We start from the raw sequence: 22,634 nt of genomic DNA on the forward strand, positions 1-22,634 counted from the left end.
CTTGCGCCGGACCGGCCGACCGATGTCAGACGCCGCCGGGCTCCGTCGGCGGCAGCGCGGCGACGAGCCGGCGCAGGAAGGCCTGGACGGCGTGCGGCAGCTTGCGGTCGCGCATCACCTGGACCTGGATGCCCCGCATCAGGCTCATCCGCGCATGCACCGGGATGCAGACGAGCTCGCCGAGGCGCACCGGCGTCTGCACCGTGAGGGCCGACATCAGCGCGAGCCCCTTCGTCCGCCGGACGAAGGGCAGCAGGGCGGAAAGGATGTTGGCCGTGAGCGTCGGCTCGATGGTGATGCCCTCCGCGAGGCAGGCCGCGTCGAAAACCCGGCGAGCGGTGGTGTCGAGGGTCGGCACCGCGATCGGGTAGGCCTTCAGGTCCGCGAGCCGGATCGCGGGTCGGCGCGCCAGGGGATGATCGGGGGCACTGAGCGCCACCATCTCGACGGCGTTGTCGTAGGCGACCGCGACCAGGCTCGAGGGGGCGAGCGCGAAGGTGATGCCGATGTCGGCGTCGCCCGCCGCCACGACGTGCGTGACCTGGGCGGGGGGCAACATCTGCACCTCGAAGCGGATGCCCGGATGGGCGGCGTGGAACTCCGCGATCGCGTTGGGCAGCAGATCGAGGGCGAAGCCCTCCGAGGTGGCGACGCGGATGAAGCCGCGCGCGAGGCCCTGCAATTCCTGGATGTCAGCCGCGACCTGCTCGGCGCGCAGGAGGGTCTGGCGCGCGTGTTCCGCCAGCAGCTCCCCGGCCGGGCTCAGCACCATGCCGCGCGGGCGCCGCTCGAAGAGGACGCAGCCGAGTTCGCTCTCGAGGTTGGAGATCTGCCGGCTGATCGCCGACGCCGCGATGTTCAAGTGCGTCGACGCCGCGGCGATCGACCCGGTTCTGGCGACGGCCAAGAGGTAGCGGAGGCCCGAAATGTTCATGGAAACCTGTCGATTGCCGAAACGGCACGGCAGCAATCGCGAAATTCTACTTGTTGCGATACCAATTGCACAACACCATGGCACGACGAAAAAAGCGGCATGCCGAGGCGGCCGGCACGAGGTCGACCGCGCGGACGGGCGAAAAGGACCGACATCATGGCGAGCGGGATCATGGCGAGACACGGCTCCACGGCACGCGCCGCGCTCACCCTGCTGATGCTGGCCGCCAGTGTCCCGGCCGTTGCCGGCAAGGCGAATGACACCCTAGTCTACGCCTCCGACACCGAGCCGGAAAACGTCAGCCCCTACCACAACAGCGCCCGCGAGGGCGTCATCCTGGCCCGCAACGTCTGGGACACCCTGATCTACCGCGACCCGAAGACCGGCACCTACCAGCCGATGCTGGCCACCTCTTGGCGGTGGGTCGATCCCGTCACCCTGGAACTGACCCTGCGTGAGGGCGTGACCTTCCACAACGGCGACGCCTTCGGCCCGGAAGACGTGGCCTTCACCTTCAACTACGTGCTGACGCCGGAAGCCCGCACGGTGACGAAGCAGAACGTCGACTGGATGAAGTCGACGGAGGTCGTCGACGCCCACACGGTCCGCATCCATTTGAAGGCGGCCTTCCCGGCGGCGCTCGAATACCTCGCCGGGCCGACCCCGATCTTCCCGGCGACCTATTTCAGGCGCGTCGGCCTCGACGGCTTCGCTAAGGCGCCGGTCGGCACCGGCCCCTACCGCATCACCGCGGTCGAGAACGGGCGCGGCGTCAAGATGGAGCGCTTCGCCAAGTATTGGCCCGGCAGCCCGATCGGCGCGGCCAAGATCGGCAAGCTCGAGTTCCGCGTCATCCCCGACGCCGACAGCCGCATGGCCGAGCTCGTCACCGGCGGCATCGACTGGATCTGGCGCGTGCCGAGCGATCAGGCCGACCAGCTGAAGGGCGCCCCCAACGTCTCGGTCCTCAGCGCCGAAACCATGCGGGTCGGCTTTCTGCAGTTCGACACTCTCGGCCGGGCCAAGGAGAACTCGCCCCTGAAGGATCCCCGCGTCCGGCAGGCGATCTCGTACGCCGTCGACCGCAAGGCCATGGTGGACAACCTCGTGCGCGGCGGGAGCCGGGTGATGAACGCGGCCTGCTTCATCGACCAGTTCGGCTGCACCGACGAGGGCGTGCCGCGTTACAGCTACGATCCGGCCAAGGCCAAGGCGCTCCTCAAGGAGGCGGGCTACCCGAACGGCTTCGAGATCGATCTCGGTGCCTACCGCGAGCGCGACTACGCCGAGGCCGTGATCGGCTACCTGCGCGCCGTCGGCATCATCGCCCGGCTGAACTACCTGCGCTACGCGGCGCTCCGCGACCTCATCCGCGGCGGCAAGGTCTCTATCGCCTTCCAGACCTGGGGGTCGTTCTCGGTCCTCGACGTCTCGGCCTTCACGGGCGTCTACTTCCGCGGCGGCGACGAGGATCTGACCAAGGACCCCGAGACTATCGCGGCTCTCCAAGCCGGGGACGGGGCGACCGACCCTGCGGTGCGGAAGGTCAAGTACGCCGAAGCGCTCAAGCGCATCGCCGGCCAGGCCTACGCCCTGCCGCTGTTCTCGTACTCGACGAACTACGCCTTCACGTCGGACCTGACCTTCACGGCGCAGCCCGACGAGCTGCCGCGCTTCTACGCGGCGCAATGGAAGTGACGGCCGGCGCCTGAAGCCGACCGACCGCCGACCGACCGAGGGAGCCGGACCATGCTGCGATTCATGATCCAACGAAGTCTGGTGGCCCTGGCGGTCGCCGTGACGGTGTCGGTGGCGAGCTTCATGCTGCTGCACATGTCCGGGGACCTGGCCACCGCGATCGCGGGGCCGGAGGCGACCTCCGTCCAGGTCGAGGCGATCCGGGTCCAGTACGGGCTCGACCAGCCCCTTCTGGCTCAGTTCGCCGCCTGGGCGGGCCGGGCGATCCGGCTCGATTTCGGCAACTCGTTCTACTTCCGCGAGAGCGTGATCGACCTGCTCGCTGCCCGCCTGCCGATCACCCTGTTCCTCGGCGTGGTGGCCCTGGCCGTGGCGCTCTTCGTGGCCATCCCCCTCGGGGTGCTCGCCGCGGTCCGGCGCGACACCTGGATCGACCGGGCCGCCCTCTCGGTCTCGGTGCTGGGCCAGGCCATGCCGAGCTTCTGGTTCGGCCTGACCCTGATCATGATCTTTTCGGTGAACCTGCGCTGGCTGCCGGTCTCCGGCAACACGACCTGGAAGCACTTCGTGCTGCCGGCGATCGCGCTCGGTTACTACGCCATGCCGGCGGTGATGCGGCTGACCCGCAACGGCATGCTCGAAGTGCTGGCCTCGGACTATGTCAGGACCGCCCGCGCCAAAGGTCTGCCGCCGCGAAAGATCCTGATCCGGCATGCGCTGCGCAACGCCGTCATCCCGGTGATCGCGCTCGCCGCCGTCCAGTTCGGCTTCATGCTCGGCGGCTCGATCGTGATCGAGGCGGTGTTCTCGCTCCAGGGGCTCGGCCAGCTTGCCTGGGAATCCATCGCCCGCAACGACTTCCCGGTGGTGCAGGCGATCGTGCTGGTCCTGGCGATGATCTACATCGCCCTGACGCTGGCCGCCGACCTCCTGAACGCCTTCCTCGATCCCCGGCTGCGCCAATGACCCTCCAGCCATCCGCCTCCCCGCTCAGCGCCGGTTTGCCCGAGACGCCGGCGGCCCTCCCGGCCGACAGGCCGGCGGCGCTGCCCGCCGCCCGCTCGCCCACCGCCCTGGCGCTTCGGCGCGGTCTCCGCCACGGCGGCTTTGTGATCGGTGCCGGCATCCTCGGGACCATCCTGCTCTGCGCGCTCGCCGCCCCGCTGATCGCGCCCCACGATCCCTACGTCCAGGACGTCTCGCGGCGCCTGATCCCGCCGATCTGGCAGACGAAGGGCACGTGGGACCACGTGCTCGGCACCGACAAGCTCGGGCGCGACTACCTCAGCCGCCTGATCTACGGCAGCCAGATCTCCCTGCTGATCGGGATCGCGGCGGCCGCCATCTCGGGCGTGATCGGCACGACGCTCGGCATCTGCGCCGGCTATTTCGGCGGCCGGGTCGACGCGGTGGTGAGCTACGTCGTGACCACGCGGCTGGCCATGCCGGTGGTGCTGGTCGCGCTCGCCATGGCCTCCCTCGTCGGCGGCTCGCTGAAGGTGGTGGTGCTGGTGCTCGGCTTCCTGCTTTGGGACCGTTTCGCCGTGGTCACCCGCGCGGCGACCCGGCAGATCCGCGACCAGGATTTCATCGCCGCGGCCCGCGCCACGGGCTTCTCCCCGGCCCGCATCCTGTTCCAGGAGGTGCTGCCGAACATCCTCAACGCGCTCATCGTGGTGGCGACCCTGGAGATGGCGCACGCCATCCTGCTCGAGGCCGCCCTGTCCTTCCTCGGCCTTGGCGTGCAGCCGCCGCTGCCGTCCTGGGGCCTGATGATCGCCGAGGGCAAGCCGTACATGTTCTTCCAGCCCTGGGTGATCACCATCCCGGGCGTCGCGCTCCTGGTCCTCGTCCTGGCGATCAACCTGCTCGGCGACGGCATCCGCGACGTCACCGCCCCCGAGGGGCGGCGCTGAGCCCCCCTTGCCCCGCAAAAAACCCCACCGCACCGAGATCGAGTGAGCCCATGTCCCGACACGACGCGATCGCGCGCGCCGCGCGCCACTACGACGAGGGCGGCTTCCTCAGCGTGCTGCAGGACGCCGTCGCCCGCCCGACCGAGAGCCAGACCTCGGGGCAGCTGCCGAAGCTGAAGGCTTACCTCACCGACTTCCTGGTGCCGCGGATCGCGCCGCTCGGCTTCACCAGCCGCATCCTCGACAACCCGGACGGCGTCCACGGCCCGTTCCTCATCGCCGAGCGCCACGAGGGCGACGGGCTGCCCACGGTGCTGATCTACGGCCACGGCGACACCGTGCGGGGCTATCCTGAGCAGTGGCGCGACGGCCTCGACCCCTGGACCGTGACCATCGAGGGCGAGCGCTGGTACGGCCGCGGCACCGCCGACAACAAGGGCCAGCACATCCTCAACCTCGGCGCGCTGGCGGCGGTGATGGCGGCGCGCGACGGGCGCCTCGGCTTCAACACCAAGCTGCTGATCGAGATGGGCGAGGAAGCCGGCTCGCCGGGCCTGCGCGACCTCTGCCGCGCCGAGGCCGCGGCGCTCAAGGCCGACGTGCTCATCGCCTCGGACGGGCCCCGCGTCAGCGCCGAGCGGCCGACGGTCTTCCTGGGCTCGCGCGGCGGTTACACCTTCGAGATGGTGCTGGACCTGCGTGAGGGCAGCCACCATTCCGGTAACTGGGGCGGCCTGCTGCGCAACCCCGGCACGGTGCTGGCCAACGCCATCGCGACCCTCGTCGATGGACGCGGCAAAATCCTTCTCGACGCCCTTCGGCCACCGGGGCTCCCCGTCAACGTGCGGGCGGCGCTGGCCGACATCACTGTGGGCACCGATCCGACCGCGCCGAAGATCGACGCGGATTGGGGTGAGCCGGGACTGACCGCGGCCGAGCGCGTGTTCGGCTGGAACACCCTCGAGGTGCTGGCCTTCAAGACCGGCGACCCGGACGGACCGCTCAACGCCGTGCCGCCCACTGCCAAGGCCACGCTGCAGCTTCGCTTCGTCGTCGGCACCGACTGGGAAGGCATCCTGCCCGCTCTGCGCGCTCATCTCGACGCCCACGGCTACCCGATGGTCGAGGTCCGTGCCGCGCGCACGGAGGTGTTCCGCGCCACCCGGCTCCCCGTCGAGGACCCGTGGGTCGACTGGGCGCTGGCCTCGATCGCCGAGAGCACGGGCAAGCGGCCGGCCCTGCTGCCGAACCTCGGCGGCTCGCTGCCCAACGACGCCTTTTCCGAGATCCTCGGCCTGCCGACCCTGTGGGTGCCGCATTCCTACCCGGCCTGCCTCCAGCACGGCCCCGACGAGCACTTGCTCGGGCCGCCCTCGCGAGAGGCCCTGATGCTGATGGCGGGCCTTTACTGGGACCTCGCCGCGACCGGGCCGGCGGTGCTCGCCCGGCGCGAAGCCCTCAAGGGAGCCTGAGCATGAGCGAGCCCGTCGTCCGTATCCGGAATCTCACCCTGGCGCTGCCGAAGGGCTCGGACCGTCCCCACGCGGTCGAGGACCTCTCCCTCGACCTGATGCCGGGCAAGATCCTCTGCGTCGTCGGCGAGTCGGGCTCGGGCAAGTCGATGAGCGCCTACGCGCTCACCGGCCTCCTGCCCCGCGCGCTGAAGCCGGTCGGCGGGGAGATCCTGTTCGAGGGGCGAGACCTGCTCACCCTGGACGAGCGCGGCTGGCGCAGCCTTCGCGGTCGCCGCATCGCCATGGTGTTTCAGGAACCGATGACGGCCCTCAACCCGGTCATGCGCATCGGCGACCAGATCGCCGAGATGTTCGAGGCGCACGCCCTCCTGACGCCGGCCGAGCGCAGGGCCCGGGCCGTCGCGCTCGCCACCGAGGTCGGCCTGCCCGATCCGGGGCAGATCGTGCGCGCCTACCCGCACCAGCTCTCCGGCGGCCAGCGCCAGCGCGCGATGATCGCCATGGCGCTCGCCCTCGAGCCCTCGATCCTCGTCGCCGACGAGCCGACCACGGCGCTCGACGTCACCACCCAGGCCCAGATCCTCCAGCTGATCCGCGACCTGCAGCGGCGGCGCGGCATGAGCGTCCTGTTCATCACCCACGATTTCGGCGTGGTGGCGGACATCGCCGACCATGTCGCCGTGCTCCAGCGCGGGCGACTGGTGGAGCAGGGCAGCGCCGAGACCGTCCTTCAGCATCCGCAGCACCCCTACACCCAGGCCCTGCTCGCGGCGGTGCCGAGCCTGGTGCCGCCGGCGCGCGCCTCCCGCGAGGCCGAGCCCCTCGCCCTCTCGGCCATCGGGCTGACCAAGACCTACGCCACGCGCGCCGGCCTGTTCGGCAAGCCGCGCGTGGTCGCGGCGGTCAAGGAGGTGGCCTTCGACGTCCGCCGCGGGGAGACCCTCGGCCTCGTCGGCGAATCCGGCTCCGGAAAGTCCACCACCGCGCGCCTCGCGATCCGGCTGATCGAGCCGGACCGGGGCACGGTGCGCCTCGGCAGCCTCGACTACACGGCGTTGGCGCCGCGCGCGCTGCGTGACGAGCGCCGGCGCATCCAGATGATCTTCCAGGACCCGTTCGCATCCCTGAACCCACGCCGCACCGTCGAGCAGATCATCACGGCAGGCCCGATCGCGCACGGCACGCCCCGGCGGGAGGCCCGCGCCCGGGCTCGCGAGCTCCTCGACCTCGTCGGCCTCTCGGCGAGCGCGGCCGAGCGTTACCCCAACGCCTTCTCCGGCGGCCAGCGCCAGCGCATCGGCATCGCCCGGGCGCTCGCCATGGAGCCCGACGTGCTCGTGGCCGACGAGGCGGTTTCGGCCCTCGACGTCTCGGTCCAGGCGCAGGTGCTCGACCTGCTGGAAGACCTCAAGCAGCGCCTGAACCTCGCGATGCTGTTCATCACCCACGACCTGCGCGTTGCCGCCAAGATCTGCGACCGCATCGCCGTGATGCATCGCGGTGCCATCGTGGAGATGCGGCCCACGGCCGACCTCTTCCAGCAGCCGGATCACGCCTACACCCGCTCGCTCCTCGCGGCGGTGCCGGGCCTGCAGCCTACCCGGCCCTGATAGCACGACGGTCTGCGAGACGGCCGAAGCTCCCAGACGACAGACTGACGGATGCTTTCGGTAAGCGCTAGCGGTGGTCCCGACGCCTGGGTCGGAGGCGGAACGTCCGCTTCGAAGCGAAGGACTCAGGTTGGCTGCCCACCCTATGCAGCGCCCTGTAACGTCCGCTTCCGGCCAGCTTGGTGCACGATGTCCTACGGCCGGAGTGGGCGGTTCCCAGTCGGTCCGCTCGCGGGCGGGAACTGGCCGAAGCGGACATCGCCACCGCGCCCGCTTACAACCCTTCTCAGACGCTCGGAAGGTCCGCTTTGTAGCAGCCTGATCGACGGCGATTTTAGGCCGGGTCGGATGGATTTCTGCCGTTCCGCTTCCGGGTGGGAGTTGGCGGCAGACGCTGTCGTGCGGCGGTCGGCTTGGCGCTCTCGATAGGGCGCCGGGGCGCTGATGTCTCAGGGGCGCAGAAGTCGACTGATGGAACGCAGCCAACTTGAAGTATGCAAGGGACGGGGTGGAAGGGCCCTATACGCTCGAAAGGGCAAATTCTACAAGGGCCCTTACCATACTTCGGGTGTTTCCGGGCGGTTTCTAGATTGTAAAAAATATCCCGCATATGCGACAAATAGGCAGTTTGATCGAGAAATTAATCTATAATTTACGGCAAGAATTACAATTCAAGTCGAAGAGGTCGTAGACCCTCCGGTTGGGAGTCTGTTGGTGCGCTTGTTCGATAGCTCTTTCCGTGCGCTGTTCGAGGCCATCGACCGCTCGCGCGCCCGCATCGCGTTCGCCCCCGATGGCACGATCCTCGATGCCAATGCGAATTTCCTCGGCCTCGTTGGCTACACGCTGGCGGAACTGAAGGGCCAGAACCACCGCAAGCTCGTCACGCCGGCAGAGCGCGACGCGCCGGCCTATCACGCGTTCTGGGACGCATTGCGCAAAGGGGAGTCCCAGACCCGCGAGTTCAAGCGCATTGCCAACGATGGTCGTGCGATCTGGATCCAGGCGACCTATAATCCGGTGCTGGACCGCGCCGGCCGCGTTCGCAAGATCGTCAAGTTCGCGTCCGACATCACCTCGCAGGTTCAGCGCGCGATCGACCATGAAGGCCAGCTTGCTGCCCTCAACCGCTCGCAGGCGGTGATCGAGTTCTCTCTCGACGGCACCGTCCTGACGGCCAACGCCAACTTCCTCGCTGCCGTCGGCTACCGGCTCGATGAGATCCGCGGGCAGCGGCACAGCATGTTCGTCGATGCGGACGAACGGACGGGGGAGGCTTATCGCAACTTCTGGGCTGAGCTGGGACGCGGCGAGTTCATGTCGGGCGAGTTCCGGCGGATCGCCAAGGGGGGGCGAGAGGTCTGGATCCAGGCAACATACAATCCGATCCGTGATCGCGATGGGGTTCCGATCAAGGTGGTGAAGTTCGCGACCGACATCACGGCCCAGGTGCACGAGCGGCAGCGTCGCGCCGAAGCGCAGCAGGCGATCGGCACCGATCTCGACGCGATCGGCCAAGCCGTCGAGAACGTCACCCGTCAGACGGCCGAGACCGCCGGCACGGTGGGGCAGGTGTCCAACGACATCCAGTGCGTCGCCTCGGGCGCGGAGGAGTTATCGGCTTCGGTCGGCGAAATCAGCCAGCAGGTGAGCCATGCCGCGCGGATGGCCGCCCAGGCGGTCGAGCAGGCACAGCGCACGGGCAGCATCGTCGCCGGGCTGAGCGGCCAGGCGGCGCAGATCGGCGACGTGGTGACACTGATCCAGGGCATCGCCGCGCAGACCAACCTCTTGGCCTTGAACGCGACCATCGAAGCAGCGCGCGCCGGCATGGCCGGGAAAGGTTTCGCGGTGGTCGCCTCCGAGGTGAAGGCGTTGGCTGAGCAGACCGCCAAGGCGACCGACCAGATCCGTGAGCAGATCTCCGCCACACAGGCCGCCGCACGCGAAGCCGTGGATGCCATCGGCTCCATCCAGGGAACGATACGCTCGCTCGATGAGGTGTCGGGCGCCATCGCCGCTGCTGTGGAGGAACAGTCCGCCGTGACCCGGGAGATGTCGGGAAGCATGCATACGGCCGCCCACGGGGTGACGACGATCGCCGGAAGCATGGAGGACATCGCCCGGGCAAGCGAGCAAGTCGATCAAGCCACCCGAAAGGTTCGTCAGGCATCACGAGCGGCTGTCTAGAGACGTCGTCCCAGGCGAGGACGAGATGAGCGCTGAGTTCGCTTCTCTTGTCCGATGGTCCAAGCCGACGCGGTCGGTCGTCGGCTCAAGCGCACGTGATACGATCGTGGATGCCGATCAGGAAAACGGATCCACCAACGCAGTGCCGGTTCGCTTGCTGCACAAGGCCTACGCGCTCGACGGGAGATATTACGATCGGGCATCGAAAGATTTTGGACGTCTTCGTTGCAGATGCACGCGAGCTTTGGTCCCTCCACCGACGACCTGAAAGACATCTCCGTGCGAGCCCTAGCGGAAGTCGAGCTCCTGATCCCACACGGCAAAACTCTGCTCGGTCCACACCCAAAGGCGCAACCATAAAAAGGCGCGAGTAAAGCCACCGCAGCCAGGTGCGATGGCCACCTCTGATCACCGGACACTTCCGACTCTGATATCACCAGTGAAGTCGACATGCATTCGATTGTGACTTGCGTTCGAGACTTCCACGACGAGCAGCTGTTGCTGTTGGCCGCAGTCGTATGCAGCGTCGGCATCTACGCCTCATCCGCCATCGCCGCTCATGCGGCGCGTTCGGAAGGCGTAGCTCGGCGCAAATGGGGCATCGTCAGTATCGTCGCCGCCGGCTGTACCGCGTGGGCGACCCACATGATCGCCCTGCTGGCCTATCGACCCGGCATGGCAGCCGGCTTCGAACCGATCCTGACGGCAGTCTCGCTATTCCTCGTGATCGGGGGGATCGGCACCGGCGTCGGCCTCTCCATCGGCCAGCGCGCGCGTGCGCCCCGCTTCGTGGCAGGCGTCATTTTAGGTTCGGGCGTCACAGCCCTTCACTACGTCGGACAGGCGTCATATCGGGTGACGGGGCACGTCACCTGGGACTGGGGCTTCATCGCCCCATCTGTGCTCCTGAGCCTCGGTCTTTCCGGCCTCGCCCTGATCATGGCGGGTGAGCGCGATCGCTCCCGCCGACGTTTCGCCGGCCCCCTGCTGTTCGGTTCGATCGTGGTCCTGCATCTCGCCGGTATGACCGCGGTCACCATCGCCTACGACCCTCAGGTGGCATTGCCCGCCTCCGCCATCGCCCCGGAGATGATCGCCCCGATCATCGCGCTCGTCTCGTTCGGCCTGCTCAGCCTCGCCTTCTTCGGCTTGCGGTCCGCCTTGAATGCCCGGGCGCAGCTGCGCAGGGACAGCGCGCGTCTGCGGGAGCTGGCAAGCCTTTCGCTCGAAGGCCTCGCCGTATGCGACGGCGAAGTCGTGACGACGGCCAATCGTAGCCTTGAAGAGATGTCCGGCCTGACTCAGGCACAGTTGGTCGGGTGCAACGTGAAACGCCTGCTCCCCGGACTGGTGCTGGGCGACCTCCCGGAACACGAGGAACGCGAAGTCGAGCTCGTCGACGCCGCGGGTGGGCATGTCCCGGTCCGCGTCGTACGGAAAGACATCTCACTCGGCCACAAGCGCCAGACCGTGATCGCCTTCCGGGACCAACGGGAGCGCCTGCAATCGGAAGCCCGGCTCCGGACGCTCGCCTTCACGGACACCGTGACTGGATTGCCCAACCGGGCTCGCTTCGGCGACCTGCTGACCCACCATTCCGCGACCTTGCGGAACGGGGAAGGCGGCTTCGCCGTGCTGATGCTCGATCTCGATCGGTTCAAGTTCGTCAACGATACGCTCGGTCACGGTATGGGCGACGACCTCCTGCGCAAGGTCGCCGCACGGCTGCAAGCCGTCGTCGGCGAAACCAACATCGTGGCACGTCTCGGCGGGGACGAGTTCGCCATCCTGCTTCTGGGCTCCGTCGGCGTCGCGTCTGCGGAATCCCTGGCGGTTGCCCTCGTGGAGGCGATCGATCGACCCTTCCTGCTCGACGGGCAGCTGGTTCATGTCGGCGTCAGCATCGGTATCGCGATGGCTCCGCTGAACGGCAGCCAACCCGAGGAACTGCTCCGCAATGCCGATTTCGCCCTCTACAAGGTCAAGGGTGAGGGCAAGGGGTCTTTTTGCCTGTTCGAGCCGGCGCTTGCCGAACGCATGCAGGCGCGCATCCGTTTGGAAGCCGACATGCGCCGCGCCCTCGAGGTCGGCGAGTTCGAGGTCCACTACCAGCCGCTTGTCGATGCCGAGACGGGGGTAGTGACCGCAGCGGAAGCCCTGGTCCGCTGGCGTCACCCTGTACACGGCCTCATTCCGCCGATCGAGTTCATCCCCCTGGCCGAGGAGACCGGCCTCATCTTGCACCTGGGTGCCTGGGTGCTGCGAACGGCTTGTACGCAGGCGTCGACGTGGTCCAGCGCGATCAAGGTGGCGGTCAATCTCTCGCCCGTTCAGTTCCGCGACGACCGTCTCGCGGAAACGGTCGCTGCGACCCTCGAGGCGACCGGGCTTGAGGCGGGCCGTCTCGAACTCGAAATCACGGAAGGCGTCATGCTCGACGACGAGGAACGGACCCTTTCGATGCTCACGAAGCTCAAGGCGCTTGGTGTCAGCCTCGCGATGGACGATTTCGGGACCGGGTATTCCTCACTCAGCTATCTGCGCCGCTTCCCGTTCTCGAAGATCAAGATCGATCGTTCCTTCGTTCGTCTCCTGCCTGAGGATACGGAGAGTGCGGCGATCGTCCGGGCCATCATCACCATGGGCGCGTGCCTGGGTATGACGACCACCGTCGAAGGTGTGGAGACGGCGGAACAGTACGCGTTCGTCGCCGAGGCCCAATGCAGCCAAGTTCAAGGCTATCACGTCAGCCGTCCGCTGCCCCATCTCGAGTTCCTCAGTTTCCTGACGGGCATGAAGGCCGCGGCTTGAGCAATCGCTGACCTTCGTCGCGCTGCTTTCAGGATGAACCCGACATTTGCTTTTCATCGCGCATGACGTGTCCAACCCGGTGCAGACGACGCTGAATGCCCACAATCCGCGTGTCACGCCCGCACGCGTGGTGACGGGGCCGATCCTGCTCACCGGACTTGCGACGCGCACGACGTGCGGCGGCGCGATGAGGCTGCGGACCGGAACCTCGAAGTCGAAGAAAGGGCACACCTACTGCAGCTGCTCGACGCAGGTGCGTTAAGGTGCGACGGGCTGCCCCGGCCGCTCGATCCGAATGGTGACGTTCGACTCGCTCGTCACCGACCGCCTCGTAGCCGAACTGCTGCAGCCCAAGCGACTGGGGGCTACTTTGGCTTGTCTCTAGGCGCTCAGAGCTGAGCGTGCGGCGGATGTCGACGGCCGCGTGGCTGCGAAGCGAGCTCGCGATAGCGGAGAAGAAGCTGCGGCGGCTCTACCGGCTGGTTTAGATCGGTGAGGACGAGCCGGACGACCTCCTGAAGGAGCGGCTTTCGGCTGTGTGGGCGGAGCAGGAACTGACAAAAGCCGCGCTCGGCCGGATCCGTGATGCCGTTCCGGGTCCAGCAGATATCAGCCCCGAAGCGATCGAGCGCCTGATGCGCGAGCACGTGACGTCGGGCGAGATCCCGTTTCGAAAGGCGTGGATTCAGGCGATCGTCGACCGGGTGGAGGTCGGAGCGGACGTGATCCGCATCGTCGGCGACAAGGAAAGCCTAAAAACTGCCGTGACAGGTGCCGGTGGCACAGCCGTACCTGATGTTCGCAGTCCTATACGGAAGTGGCGCGCCCACGGGGAATCGAACCCCGGTCTGATCCGTGAGAGGGACCTGTCCTAACCGCTAGACGATGGGCGCGGTCGCTGCGGCTGATGAAGCTATCGGCCGGCGAGGCGTTCGTATAGCGACGGTACGGCGATGGAGCAAGACCCGGGCGGAGCCTTTTTCGCCGGGTCGTGAGGAGTGGCGTGTTGCAGGGTTTCGAGATCGAAGGCGAGCGGCAGGCGGTGATCGGGCCGGAGGCGGAGCGGGTGCGCCTCGACAGGGCGTTGGCGATCGCCTTTCCCGACGTGTCGCGGGCGCGGTTGCAGGATCTGGTCAAGGCGGGCCATGTCCGCCGCGACGGGGTGACGATCCTGGATTCGGCGGTGAAGGTCGGGCCGGGCACGGTGCTCGCGGTGGTGCTGCCCGAGGCGGTGTCGGCCGAGCCGCAGGCGGAGGCGGTCGACCTCGTCATCGCCTACGAGGACGCCGACCTCATCGTGATCGACAAGCCGGCGGGATTGGTGGTCCATCCGGCGCCCGGGCACGCGGCCGGCACCCTCGTCAACGCGCTGATCGGCCATTGCGGGGCGAGCCTGTCGGGGATCGGCGGCGTGCGCCGGCCCGGCATCGTCCACCGGCTCGACAAGGGCACGAGCGGGCTGATCGTCGTCGCCAAGAACGACGCCGCCCACAAGGGCCTCACCGCGCAGTTCGCCGACCACGGCCGCAACGGGCCGCTGGAGCGGGCCTACCTCGCCCTGGTCTGGGGCCTGCCCGAGCCGCGGGTCGGCACCATCGACGCCAACCTCGACCGCAGCCGCAAGAACCGCGAGAAGATCGCGGTGGTGCGCCCGGAGGAGGGCCGGCACGCGGTGACGCACTACGCGGTCGAGGCGGCCTACCCCGAGGCCGCCCTGGTCCGCTGCCGGCTCGAGACCGGGCGCACGCACCAGATCCGCGTGCACATGACCCATCGCGGGCATCCGCTCCTGGGGGACGCGGTCTACGGCGGCGCCTTCATCACCAAGGCGGCGCGGCTGTCGGAGACCGCGCAGGCCGCGCTGAAGGCCCTCGGGCGGCAGGCGCTGCACGCGGCGCTGCTCGGCTTCGCCCATCCGCGCACCGGCGAGCACCTCCGCTTCGAGAGCCCGCTCCCGCCGGAGATGACGCGGCTGGTGGCGGCGCTGGCGGAGCGCTGAGCCGCGTGGCCGCCGGGCCACGGTCAAGGACCAGCGTGTGAAACCGCACCGAGGCCCGCGACCGATCGTGACAGGTTCGACCTTCCGGAGGCGTGATGCGTTGAGGTCTATGTTCGCGTCGCGGACCCGCTACCGGCTCGGAGTTTTCCCCTCTACCATGGGGATTCGGAGAGCCGGCTTGAGAAGCGGTGCTCCGCACCAGAGTGTCCGCCCGCCAGGGGGACCATCGTCAAGGAGAATGCCATGGCCGGCGCATTGCCCGTGCTCGCCAACGAAGGTGGCCTGTCGCGCTACCTCGACGAGATCCGCAAGTTCCCGATGCTGGAGCCGACGGAAGAGTTCACGCTGGCCAAGAACTGGCGCGACGGCGGCGACCGCGAGGCGGCGCACCGCCTCGTCACCTCGCACCTGCGCCTCGTCGCCAAGATTGCCATGGGCTATCGCGGCTACGGCCTGCCGATCGGCGAGGTCGTGTCCGAGGGCAATGTCGGCCTGATGCAGGCGGTCAAGCGCTTCGATCCCGACAAGGGCTTCCGCCTCGCGACCTACGCGATGTGGTGGATCAAGGCGGCGATCCAGGAATACATCCTGCGCTCGTGGTCGCTCGTGAAGATGGGCACCACCGCCAACCAGAAGAAGCTGTTCTTCAACCTGCGCAAGGCCAAGGGCAAGATCTCGGCGCTCGAGGAGGGCGACCTTAAGCCGGATCAGGTGGCGCAGATCGCGACCCGGCTCGGCGTGCCGGAGCAGGACGTGATCGACATGAACCGCCGCCTGTCCGGCGACACCTCCCTCAATGCGCCCCTGCGCGAGGAGGGCGAGGGCGAGTGGCAGGATTGGCTCGTCGACAACGCGCCGAGCCAGGAGACGGTGCTGGCCGGCGAGCAGGAAGGCCAGAACCGGCTTTCGGCGCTGCGCGACGCGCTCTCGGTGCTCAACGCCCGCGAGCGTCGCATCTTCGAGGCGCGGCGCCTCGCCGACGATCCGATCACCCTGGAGGACCTCTCGGGCGAGTTCGGCGTCTCGCGCGAGCGCGTCCGCCAGATCGAGGTGCGGGCGTTCGAGAAGGTCCAGGAAGCGGTCAAACGCAACCTCGCGACGCGGGAATTGCCGCGCATGGGTGCGTGACGCCGAGACCAGCGTCGGCGACGACATCCGGGCATGTCCCCTCCCCTCGATACGGGGAGGGCGGCACGGCCTTCCGTCGAAGCGGTCAGCTCACTTCCACTGGTCGAACGCCTCCTGCACCACCTGCGTGCCGGCGCTGCCCTTCTCGAAATTGAGCACGGCGCGCTGCCCGCTGGCGTAGCGGATCGCGATGTCGAACCAGGGCTTGTGCAGCAGCAGGTCGGTATTGCGGTCGACGTCGCCGCGCAGCGACGACAGCCCGATCAGGAACAGGTTCTCCCGCACGCGGACCGGCAGGCCCGAGACCGGCGAACCGCGGGCGGCCTCGTCGTCCTTGGCCTGAAGCAGGCCGATATCCTGCACCGAGCGCTTCTCGCCGTCCGCGCCGGTGCCGGTGAAGACGAGATTGATGGTGTGCGAGGCCGGCAGGGTCTGGTCGAGGTTGCGCTGGATCGTCATCACCAGCGTCAGGCCGGCCTCCGGCACCGTCACCGTGGCGACGATCGCCGTCTCCAGGGGCTGGCCCTGCTCGCCGGGAACGGAATCGAGGCGCCAGACCACGCGGCCGGTCGTCGAGGTCGGCGCCGCGTTCTGGCCCGCGGTGTTCTCCTCGATCAGGACGGCGCGCTGCGCCACCGCGATCCCGGGTTGGCTCGGCGGGCTCGCGGGATTGCGCGACCCGGCCTGATCCGTCGCGACGGCCGGCGGCGACGCCTTCGGGGCGGGGTCGCCGCCGATCCGGTCCGAGAACTTCGTCTCGGCGCCCTCCGGCTGGGTTTCCGCCGTCTCGGCACCGCCGGAGGGCAGGTTCGCCGGCTTGTCGCGCAGCAGGAACGCCGCGACCGCGATCAGCCCGATCACCACCGTCAGGACGATGCCGACGAAGGCGTTGCGCAGCATCCGCGAGCGCCCGCCGCGCGGCGCCACCACGTCGATGCGCGGGCGTTGCCGCCCGTTCGCCGCATCGTTGGCGGCGATCGGATCGTCGACGGCCTCAGCCGGCTGGACCGCGGCAGGCTCCGGCTCGGGGATCGGATCCGCGCCCTTGGGCTTGCGCGCGGTGATCGGCACGGCGGCCTCGCGCGGCTCCTCCGGCGGCTTCGGCAGGAAGGACGGGGCCGGAGCCGGCGGGAGGAACGGCGTGGCTTCGGGCTGCGGCTCGGGCTCGAGCACGGGGGCCGGCAGCGGCGCCGGGGTCGGTTCGGGGATCGGCGGTTGCGGCGGCGGAGGCGGCACGATCGCCGGCGCGGGCGGCGGGGCGGGCGGCGGGGCGACCTCCGGTGCCGGCGCAGGTGCGCCGTAATCGACCTCCAGGCGCGCGATGGCGTTGTCGAGCGCCTGCCGCTCGAGATCGATGTCCGCCTCGGGCAGCGGCGGGTCGAGGGAGCGGAGCTGGCCGATCAGGGCGTTGCGCGCGCGCTCGTAGACCGCCTTGCGCATGGCCGGCGTCCGGTCGGGCAGGGCGTCGAGCGCCCGCGCCAGCAACGGGTAGTAATCGGCCATGTCCTCAGGGATCCGCGGGTTCGCGGTCCGCGCGTCGCGCGGACCGGACGATCAATCCTCGAAGGGATTGTGCATCAGGATGGTGTCGTCGCGCTCCGGCGACGTCGAGAGGAGCGCCACCGGGCAGCCGATCAGCTCCTCGATGCGCCGGACGTACTTGATCGCCTGCGCCGGCAGCTCGGCCCAGGAGCGGGCGCCGGCGGTCGTCTCCGACCATCCGGGGATCGTCTCGTAGATCGGCTCGACCCGGGCCTGCGCGGCCTGGCTCGCCGGCAGGTGGTCGATGACCGCGCCGTCGAGGCGGTAGCCGGTGCAGACCTCGATTGTCTCGAACCCGTCGAGGATGTCGAGCTTGGTCAGGGCGATGCCGTCGATGCCCGAGGTCCGCACGGTCTGGCGCACCAGCACCGCGTCGAACCAGCCGCAGCGCCGCTTGCGCCCGGTGTTGACGCCGAACTCGCGGCCCTTCCGGCCGATGGTCTCGCCGATCTCGTCGAACAGCTCGGTCGGGAACGGGCCCTCGCCGACGCGGGTGGTGTAGGCCTTGGCGATGCCGAGCACGTAGCCGATCGCGCCCGGGCCGAGGCCCGAGCCGGTCGCCGCCTGCGCCGCGACGATGTTCGACGAGGTGACGAACGGATAGGTGCCGTGGTCGACGTCGAGCAGCGCGCCCTGCGCGCCCTCGAACAGGATGCGCTTGCCGGCGCGGCGTTCCTCGTCGAGCAGCGCCCAGACCGGGCAGGCATAGGGCAGGATCGTCGGCGCGATCGCCTTCAATTCGGACAGCAGGGCGCCCGCGTCGACCTCGGCGATGCCGAGGCCGCGGCGCAGGGCGTTGTGGTGGGTCAGCACCCGCTCGATCTTGGCCGGCAGGGTGTCGGCATCGGCGAGATCGACCACGCGGATCGCGCGGCGGCCGACCTTGTCCTCGTAGGCCGGGCCGATGCCGCGCTTGGTCGTGCCGATCTTCAGCCCGGCGTTGGCGGTCTCGCGGAAATGGTCGAGCTCGCGGTGCAGCGGCAGGATCAGCGTCGCGTTGTCGGCGATGCGGAGGGATCGCGGCGAGACCTCGACGCCCTGCGCCTGGATGCGGGCGATCTCGTCGACGAGGTGCCATGGGTCGACGACGACGCCGTTGCCGATCACCGAGAGCTTGCCGCCGCGCACCACGCCCGAGGGCAGCAGCGCCAGCTTGTAGGTCACGCCGTCGATGACGAGCGTATGCCCGGCATTGTGGCCGCCCTGGAAGCGGACCACGATGTCGGCCTGCTCGGAGAGCCAGTCGACGATCTTGCCCTTGCCCTCATCGCCCCATTGGGCGCCTACGACGACGACGTTCGCCATGCGTGCCTTCAGACCCGTGGCCCGTTCGCGGGCGCCCGGCGTTGCGCCGCGCGAGAGAAAACCCGTTGCCGTGAGGGTGTTTCCGCGATCCGGTCCGGGAAATCAAGCAAACCGCCCCCGCCGTGTCGAACCGGCAGGGGACGAGCTTCGGCGCGGAGCCTATTTGGCTTCGGTTCCGGGCTTCTGCCCCGGCAGCTCGCCCGGCTTGATCACCGGCATGGAGCCGGCGTTCGGGTTCGGCGGCTCGACCACCATGCCGGGGGCCGCGTTGCCCGGCGGCTTGATGACGCCGTCGCTCTGCCGCAGCTTGTCGCTGAGCGTGGAATCGGCCGGCGGCGCGTCGGCATTCGGGCGCACGCGATCGGGCGGCGTCTGATTCTGGGGCGGCAGCACCGGATCGCTGTCGCGACCCTTCAGCGGCGCATCGGGATTCTGGGCGAGCGCGGCCGTGGCGACCAGCGCGAAGACCGAGGCGGCGAGCCCCGTCAGGACCTTTGACAACGAAGACCTCCCTCTCGTTCGCGATCGGGAAGCAAACACCGAGGCCGGGGAACCGTTCCTATCGCGATCTTTTGGGACCGGATGTCCTGATCGAATGAGGCGCCACTTCCCTCCCCCCTCCGCGGGGGAGGGTGGGCCTCGCATGAGCGAGGGTCGGGAGAGGGGAGCGACCTTTCCGGACAGCGCGCTCCCCTCTCCCGACCCGCTTCGCGGGCCACCCTCCCCCGCGGAGGGGGGAGGGAAGACGAGTCGAGGACATTCCGTCGAATGGAATGACGAGGGATGCGCCTCAGCTCCCCCGCGCCATCGCGATGTAGAGCTCGCGCAGGCGGTGGGCGATCGGGCCGGGGACGCCCTCGCCGATCGTGCGGTCGTCGATGGCGACGACCGGCATCACGAAGGCCGAGGCGCTGGTGTAGAACGCCTCTGCCGCCGCGTAGGCCTCCTCGACGGAGAACAGGCGCTCCTCCACCGTCAGGCCGGTCTCGGCGGCGAGCCGCATCACCGCGGCGCGGGTGATGCCGGGCAGGAGCGCGGTCGAGAGCGGGCGGGTGACGAGGCGGCCGTCCCTGGTCGCGATGAAGGCGGTGGAGGACGAGCCCTCCGTGACCGCGCCGTCCTCGACCATCCAGGCTTCGGCGACGCCGGCCTCCGCGGCCGCCTGCTTGGCCAGCACCTGTGCGAGCAGGGCGACCGACTTGATGTCGCGCCGCTTCCAGCGCAGGTCCTCGACCGTGACCACCTTAGCGCCGGTCTCGGCCAGCGTGTTGGCGAGCACGGTCTTGGCTTGCGTGAACATCATCACGGTCGGCGGCGTGCCGGCGGGCGGGAAGGCGAAGTCGCGCTCGTGCACGCCGCGCGTGACCTGCATGTAGACCAGCCCCTCGACGACCCCGTTCCGGGCGACGAGCTGGGTCTGCAGGCGCTCCCAGGCGGCCGCGTCGTGCGGGTTGCGGATGCCGATCTCGCCGAGCGACCGGTCGAGGCGGGCAAGATGCGCCGCGTTGTCGACGAGGCGCCCGTCGATGATCGCCGAGACCTCATAGATCCCGTCCGCGAACAGGAACCCGCGATCCATCACCGGCACGCGGGCCTGGTCGAAGGGCAGGAATTCGCCGTTGAGGTAGACGATGCGGGGTGACGCCACGGCGGATGCCCTTTGCGATGACCGGTCGATATCGTTCCAAGCAGGATTCGTGCGGGGTTCAGCCGTCCCCGAAGACCCGCGAGAAGATCGTGTCCACGTGCTTGAAGTGGTAGCCGAGATCGAAGCATTCCTCGATCTGCTCGGGCGACAGGGCCGCCGTGACCTCGGCATCGCCCTTCAGCAGGGCGAGGAAGTCGCCCTCCCCGCGCCAGACCGGCATCGCGTTGCGCTGGACGAGGCGATACGCGTCCTCGCGACTGACGCCCGCCTGCGTCAGGGCCAACAGCACGCGCTGCGAGTGGACGAGGCCGCCGAGCCGGTCGAGATTCTTCTGCATCTGGGCCGGGTAGATCAGCAGCTTGTCGATCACCCCCGTCATGCGGGCGAGCGCGAAGTCGAGGGTGACGGTAGAATCCGGCCCGATCATCCGCTCGACGGAGGAGTGCGAGATGTCGCGCTCGTGCCAGAGCGCCACGTTCTCCATCGCCGGCAGCGCGTAGGCGCGCACCATGCGGGTGAGCCCGGTGACGTTCTCGGTCAGCACCGGATTGCGCTTGTGCGGCATCGCCGACGAGCCCTTCTGGCCTTCCGAGAAGAACTCCTCGGCCTCCAGCACCTCGGTGCGCTGCAGGTGACGCACCTCGATCGCGAGCCGCTCGAGCGACGAGGCGACGACGCCGAGCGTCGCGAAGAACATCGCGTGCCGGTCGCGCGGGATGACCTGGGTCGAGACCGGCTCGACCGTCAGCCCCATCTTCTCGGCGACGTAGGCCTCGACCCGCGGGTCGATGTTGGCGAAGGTCCCGACCGCGCCCGAGATCGCGCAGGTGGCGATCTCCTCCCGCGCCAGCACCAGCCGGGTGCGGTTGCGCGCGAACTCGGCGTAGGCCTGGGCGAGCTTGAGGCCGAAGGTAACGGGCTCGGCGTGGATGCCGTGCGAGCGGCCGATGGTCGGGGTGAGCTTGTGCTCGAGCGCGCGGCGCTTCAGGGCGGCGAGCAGCGCATCGACGTCGGCGATCAGGATGTCGGCGGCGCGGACGAGCTGGACGTTGAGGCAGGTGTCGAGCACGTCCGACGAGGTCATGCCTTGGTGGACGAAGCGCGCCTCCGGCCCGACGATCTCCGACAGATGCGTGAGGAAGGCGATGACGTCGTGCTTGGTCACCGCCTCGATCGCGTCGATGCGGGCCACGTCGAACACCGCGTCGCGGCCCTTCTCCCAGACCTTGTCCGCGGCCTCCTTCGGCACGACGCCGATCTCGCTGAGCGCCGTGGTGGCGTGCGCCTCGATCTCGAACCAGATCCGGAAGCGGGATTCGGGCGACCAGATCGCCGTCATCGCGGGGCGGCTGTAGCGGGGGATCATCGGCGTCTCGGATCTCGCGGGCGTATCGTGCCGCGCGCCTAGCACGGCTGAGCCGGGAGGTGAACGCACCGCAGGGCCGGCCGGCCCTGCTGACCGCGCTGGCGTTACGCCTTCGGCTCGACCCGCACCCAACCCTGCGGCTGCAACCGCTCCTGCGGCAGGAAGCGGGCCTTGTAGTCCATCTTGCGCGAGCCCTCGACCCAGTAGCCGAGGTAGAGGTACGGCAGGCCCATCTCGTGGGCGCGCCGGATATGATCGAGGATCATGTAGGTCCCGAGCGACCGGTGGGCCTCCGCCGGGTCGTAGAACGAGTACACCATCGACAGGCCGTCGGAGAGCACGTCGGTGAGGCAGAGCGCCACCAGGCCGCCGACGCCGCGGCCGTGGATCGCAGTGTCGGGCCCGCGCCGGCGATAGGCGACGAGGTGCGTGTCGACGTGGCTGTCCTCGATCATCATCGCGTAGTCGAGCACCGTCATGTCGACCATGCCGCCGTCGCCGTGGCGGGCGTCGAGGTAGCGGCGGAACAGGGCGTACTGCTCGGAGGCCGGGCGGTTCGGCTCGGGCGTGCCGACGAGGTCGGCGCTGCGCGACAGGATCCGGCGTTGGCTGCCGCTGGCGACGAAGTCGGACACCACCACGCGCACCGAGATGCAGGCGCGGCAGGTCTCGCAGGCCGGGCGGTAGGCGATGGTCTGCGAGCGGCGGAAGCCGCCCTGCGTCAGGATCTCGTTGAGATCGCGGGCGCGACGGCCGACGAGGTGCGTGAACACCTTCCGCTCCTCCTGCCCCGGCAGGTAGGGGCAGTTCGACGGCGCCGTCAGGTAGAATTGCGGTGTGTCGCGCGGGTGGCTCGTCACGCTTCGCGCTGCCCTCTCGCCACGGGTTCCTGCGCCGGGCCGCCGCTGCAGTGTAACGCGGCCGTGGCCGCGCTCAATGGGTTGCCGGCCAAGGCGAGGCGACAATTTCGCCGCGCCGGTGCGCGCGGCCGAAACCGTTTGCCGGCGCGGTC

Annotated in this window: 18 protein-coding genes and 1 tRNA gene; 10 read left to right on the forward strand and 9 right to left on the reverse strand. The window is 69.0% G+C overall.

Annotated features, from left to right (window positions below):
• Positions 1-25: 25 nt before the first annotated feature.
• Positions 26-934 (reverse strand): LysR family transcriptional regulator, encoded by a 909-nt coding sequence (locus MKK55_RS24450; protein ID WP_147728260.1) that lies wholly within the window; start codon positions 932-934, stop codon positions 26-28.
• A gap of 171 nt (positions 935-1,105) precedes the next feature.
• Between MKK55_RS24450 and MKK55_RS24455 the strand changes: the two genes are divergently transcribed.
• From MKK55_RS24455 to MKK55_RS24490, 8 genes are all read left to right on the forward strand, one after another.
• Entirely contained in the window at positions 1,106-2,632 is a 1,527-nt protein-coding gene (locus MKK55_RS24455; protein WP_409566121.1) for an ABC transporter substrate-binding protein, read from the forward strand.
• A 51-nt stretch (positions 2,633-2,683) separates the two neighbouring features.
• A complete protein-coding gene (locus tag MKK55_RS24460; protein ID WP_147728262.1) occupies positions 2,684-3,598 on the forward strand; it encodes an ABC transporter permease in 915 nt (304 codons plus the stop codon).
• On the forward strand, positions 3,595-4,548 hold the full coding sequence (locus tag MKK55_RS24465; protein ID WP_243938085.1) for an ABC transporter permease: 954 nt from the start codon (positions 3,595-3,597) through the stop codon (positions 4,546-4,548). The genes MKK55_RS24460 and MKK55_RS24465 overlap by 4 nt, the downstream gene beginning before the upstream one ends.
• A gap of 50 nt (positions 4,549-4,598) precedes the next feature.
• Positions 4,599-6,020, forward strand: coding sequence for a M20 family metallopeptidase (locus tag MKK55_RS24470; protein ID WP_147728642.1), 1,422 nt, complete (start codon positions 4,599-4,601; stop codon positions 6,018-6,020).
• A gap of 2 nt (positions 6,021-6,022) precedes the next feature.
• Positions 6,023-7,633: an ABC transporter ATP-binding protein gene (locus tag MKK55_RS24475; protein ID WP_243938088.1), complete on the forward strand. Its 1,611-nt coding sequence runs from the start codon at positions 6,023-6,025 to the stop codon at positions 7,631-7,633.
• A 708-nt stretch (positions 7,634-8,341) separates the two neighbouring features.
• Positions 8,342-9,823 (forward strand): PAS domain-containing protein, encoded by a 1,482-nt coding sequence (locus MKK55_RS24480; protein ID WP_243938109.1) that lies wholly within the window; start codon positions 8,342-8,344, stop codon positions 9,821-9,823.
• A 450-nt stretch (positions 9,824-10,273) separates the two neighbouring features.
• On the forward strand, positions 10,274-12,634 hold the full coding sequence (locus MKK55_RS24485) for a putative bifunctional diguanylate cyclase/phosphodiesterase (RefSeq protein WP_243938090.1): 2,361 nt from the start codon (positions 10,274-10,276) through the stop codon (positions 12,632-12,634).
• 46 nt (positions 12,635-12,680) lie between these two features.
• Complete coding sequence (locus MKK55_RS24490) at positions 12,681-12,896, forward strand: hypothetical protein (RefSeq protein ID WP_243938092.1); 216 nt, start codon at positions 12,681-12,683, stop codon at positions 12,894-12,896.
• Between the two features lie 127 nt (positions 12,897-13,023).
• On the opposite strand, the gene MKK55_RS24495 is transcribed toward MKK55_RS24490, so the two are convergent.
• Both MKK55_RS24495 and MKK55_RS24500 read right to left on the reverse strand, forming a co-directional pair.
• Entirely contained in the window at positions 13,024-13,281 is a 258-nt protein-coding gene (locus tag MKK55_RS24495) for a hypothetical protein (protein ID WP_147728069.1), read from the reverse strand.
• 171 nt (positions 13,282-13,452) lie between these two features.
• A tRNA-Glu gene (locus tag MKK55_RS24500) sits at positions 13,453-13,527 on the reverse strand.
• 128 nt (positions 13,528-13,655) lie between these two features.
• Between MKK55_RS24500 and MKK55_RS24505 the strand changes: the two genes are divergently transcribed.
• Both MKK55_RS24505 and rpoH read left to right on the forward strand, forming a co-directional pair.
• Entirely contained in the window at positions 13,656-14,633 is a 978-nt protein-coding gene (locus tag MKK55_RS24505) for an RluA family pseudouridine synthase (protein WP_147728071.1), read from the forward strand.
• Between the two features lie 243 nt (positions 14,634-14,876).
• Entirely contained in the window at positions 14,877-15,761 is an 885-nt protein-coding gene (rpoH, locus tag MKK55_RS24510; protein ID WP_147728070.1) for an RNA polymerase sigma factor RpoH, read from the forward strand.
• Between the two features lie 90 nt (positions 15,762-15,851).
• Here the strand turns inward: rpoH and MKK55_RS24515 are convergent, their stop codons facing one another.
• The 6 genes from MKK55_RS24515 to MKK55_RS24540 all read right to left on the reverse strand — a co-directional run bounded on the left by MKK55_RS24515 (position 15,852) and on the right by MKK55_RS24540 (position 22,482).
• A complete protein-coding gene (locus tag MKK55_RS24515) occupies positions 15,852-17,264 on the reverse strand; it encodes a histidine kinase (RefSeq protein ID WP_243938094.1) in 1,413 nt (470 codons plus the stop codon).
• 51 nt (positions 17,265-17,315) lie between these two features.
• On the reverse strand, positions 17,316-18,608 hold the full coding sequence (locus tag MKK55_RS24520) for an adenylosuccinate synthase (protein ID WP_147727418.1): 1,293 nt from the start codon (positions 18,606-18,608) through the stop codon (positions 17,316-17,318).
• Between the two features lie 159 nt (positions 18,609-18,767).
• Positions 18,768-19,109, reverse strand: coding sequence for a hypothetical protein (locus MKK55_RS24525; RefSeq protein ID WP_243938096.1), 342 nt, complete (start codon positions 19,107-19,109; stop codon positions 18,768-18,770).
• A gap of 289 nt (positions 19,110-19,398) precedes the next feature.
• Complete coding sequence (locus MKK55_RS24530) at positions 19,399-20,256, reverse strand: D-amino-acid transaminase (protein WP_243938098.1); 858 nt, start codon at positions 20,254-20,256, stop codon at positions 19,399-19,401.
• A 58-nt stretch (positions 20,257-20,314) separates the two neighbouring features.
• Positions 20,315-21,622, reverse strand: a complete 1,308-nt coding sequence (purB, locus tag MKK55_RS24535; protein ID WP_147727421.1) for an adenylosuccinate lyase — start codon at positions 21,620-21,622, stop codon at positions 20,315-20,317.
• A gap of 104 nt (positions 21,623-21,726) precedes the next feature.
• Positions 21,727-22,482 (reverse strand): arginyltransferase, encoded by a 756-nt coding sequence (locus tag MKK55_RS24540; protein ID WP_147727422.1) that lies wholly within the window; start codon positions 22,480-22,482, stop codon positions 21,727-21,729.
• Between the last annotated feature and the right edge of the window lie 152 nt (positions 22,483-22,634).

The organism is Methylobacterium sp. J-059, assembly GCF_022829485.1.
Taxonomy (GTDB): domain Bacteria; phylum Pseudomonadota; class Alphaproteobacteria; order Rhizobiales; family Beijerinckiaceae; genus Methylobacterium.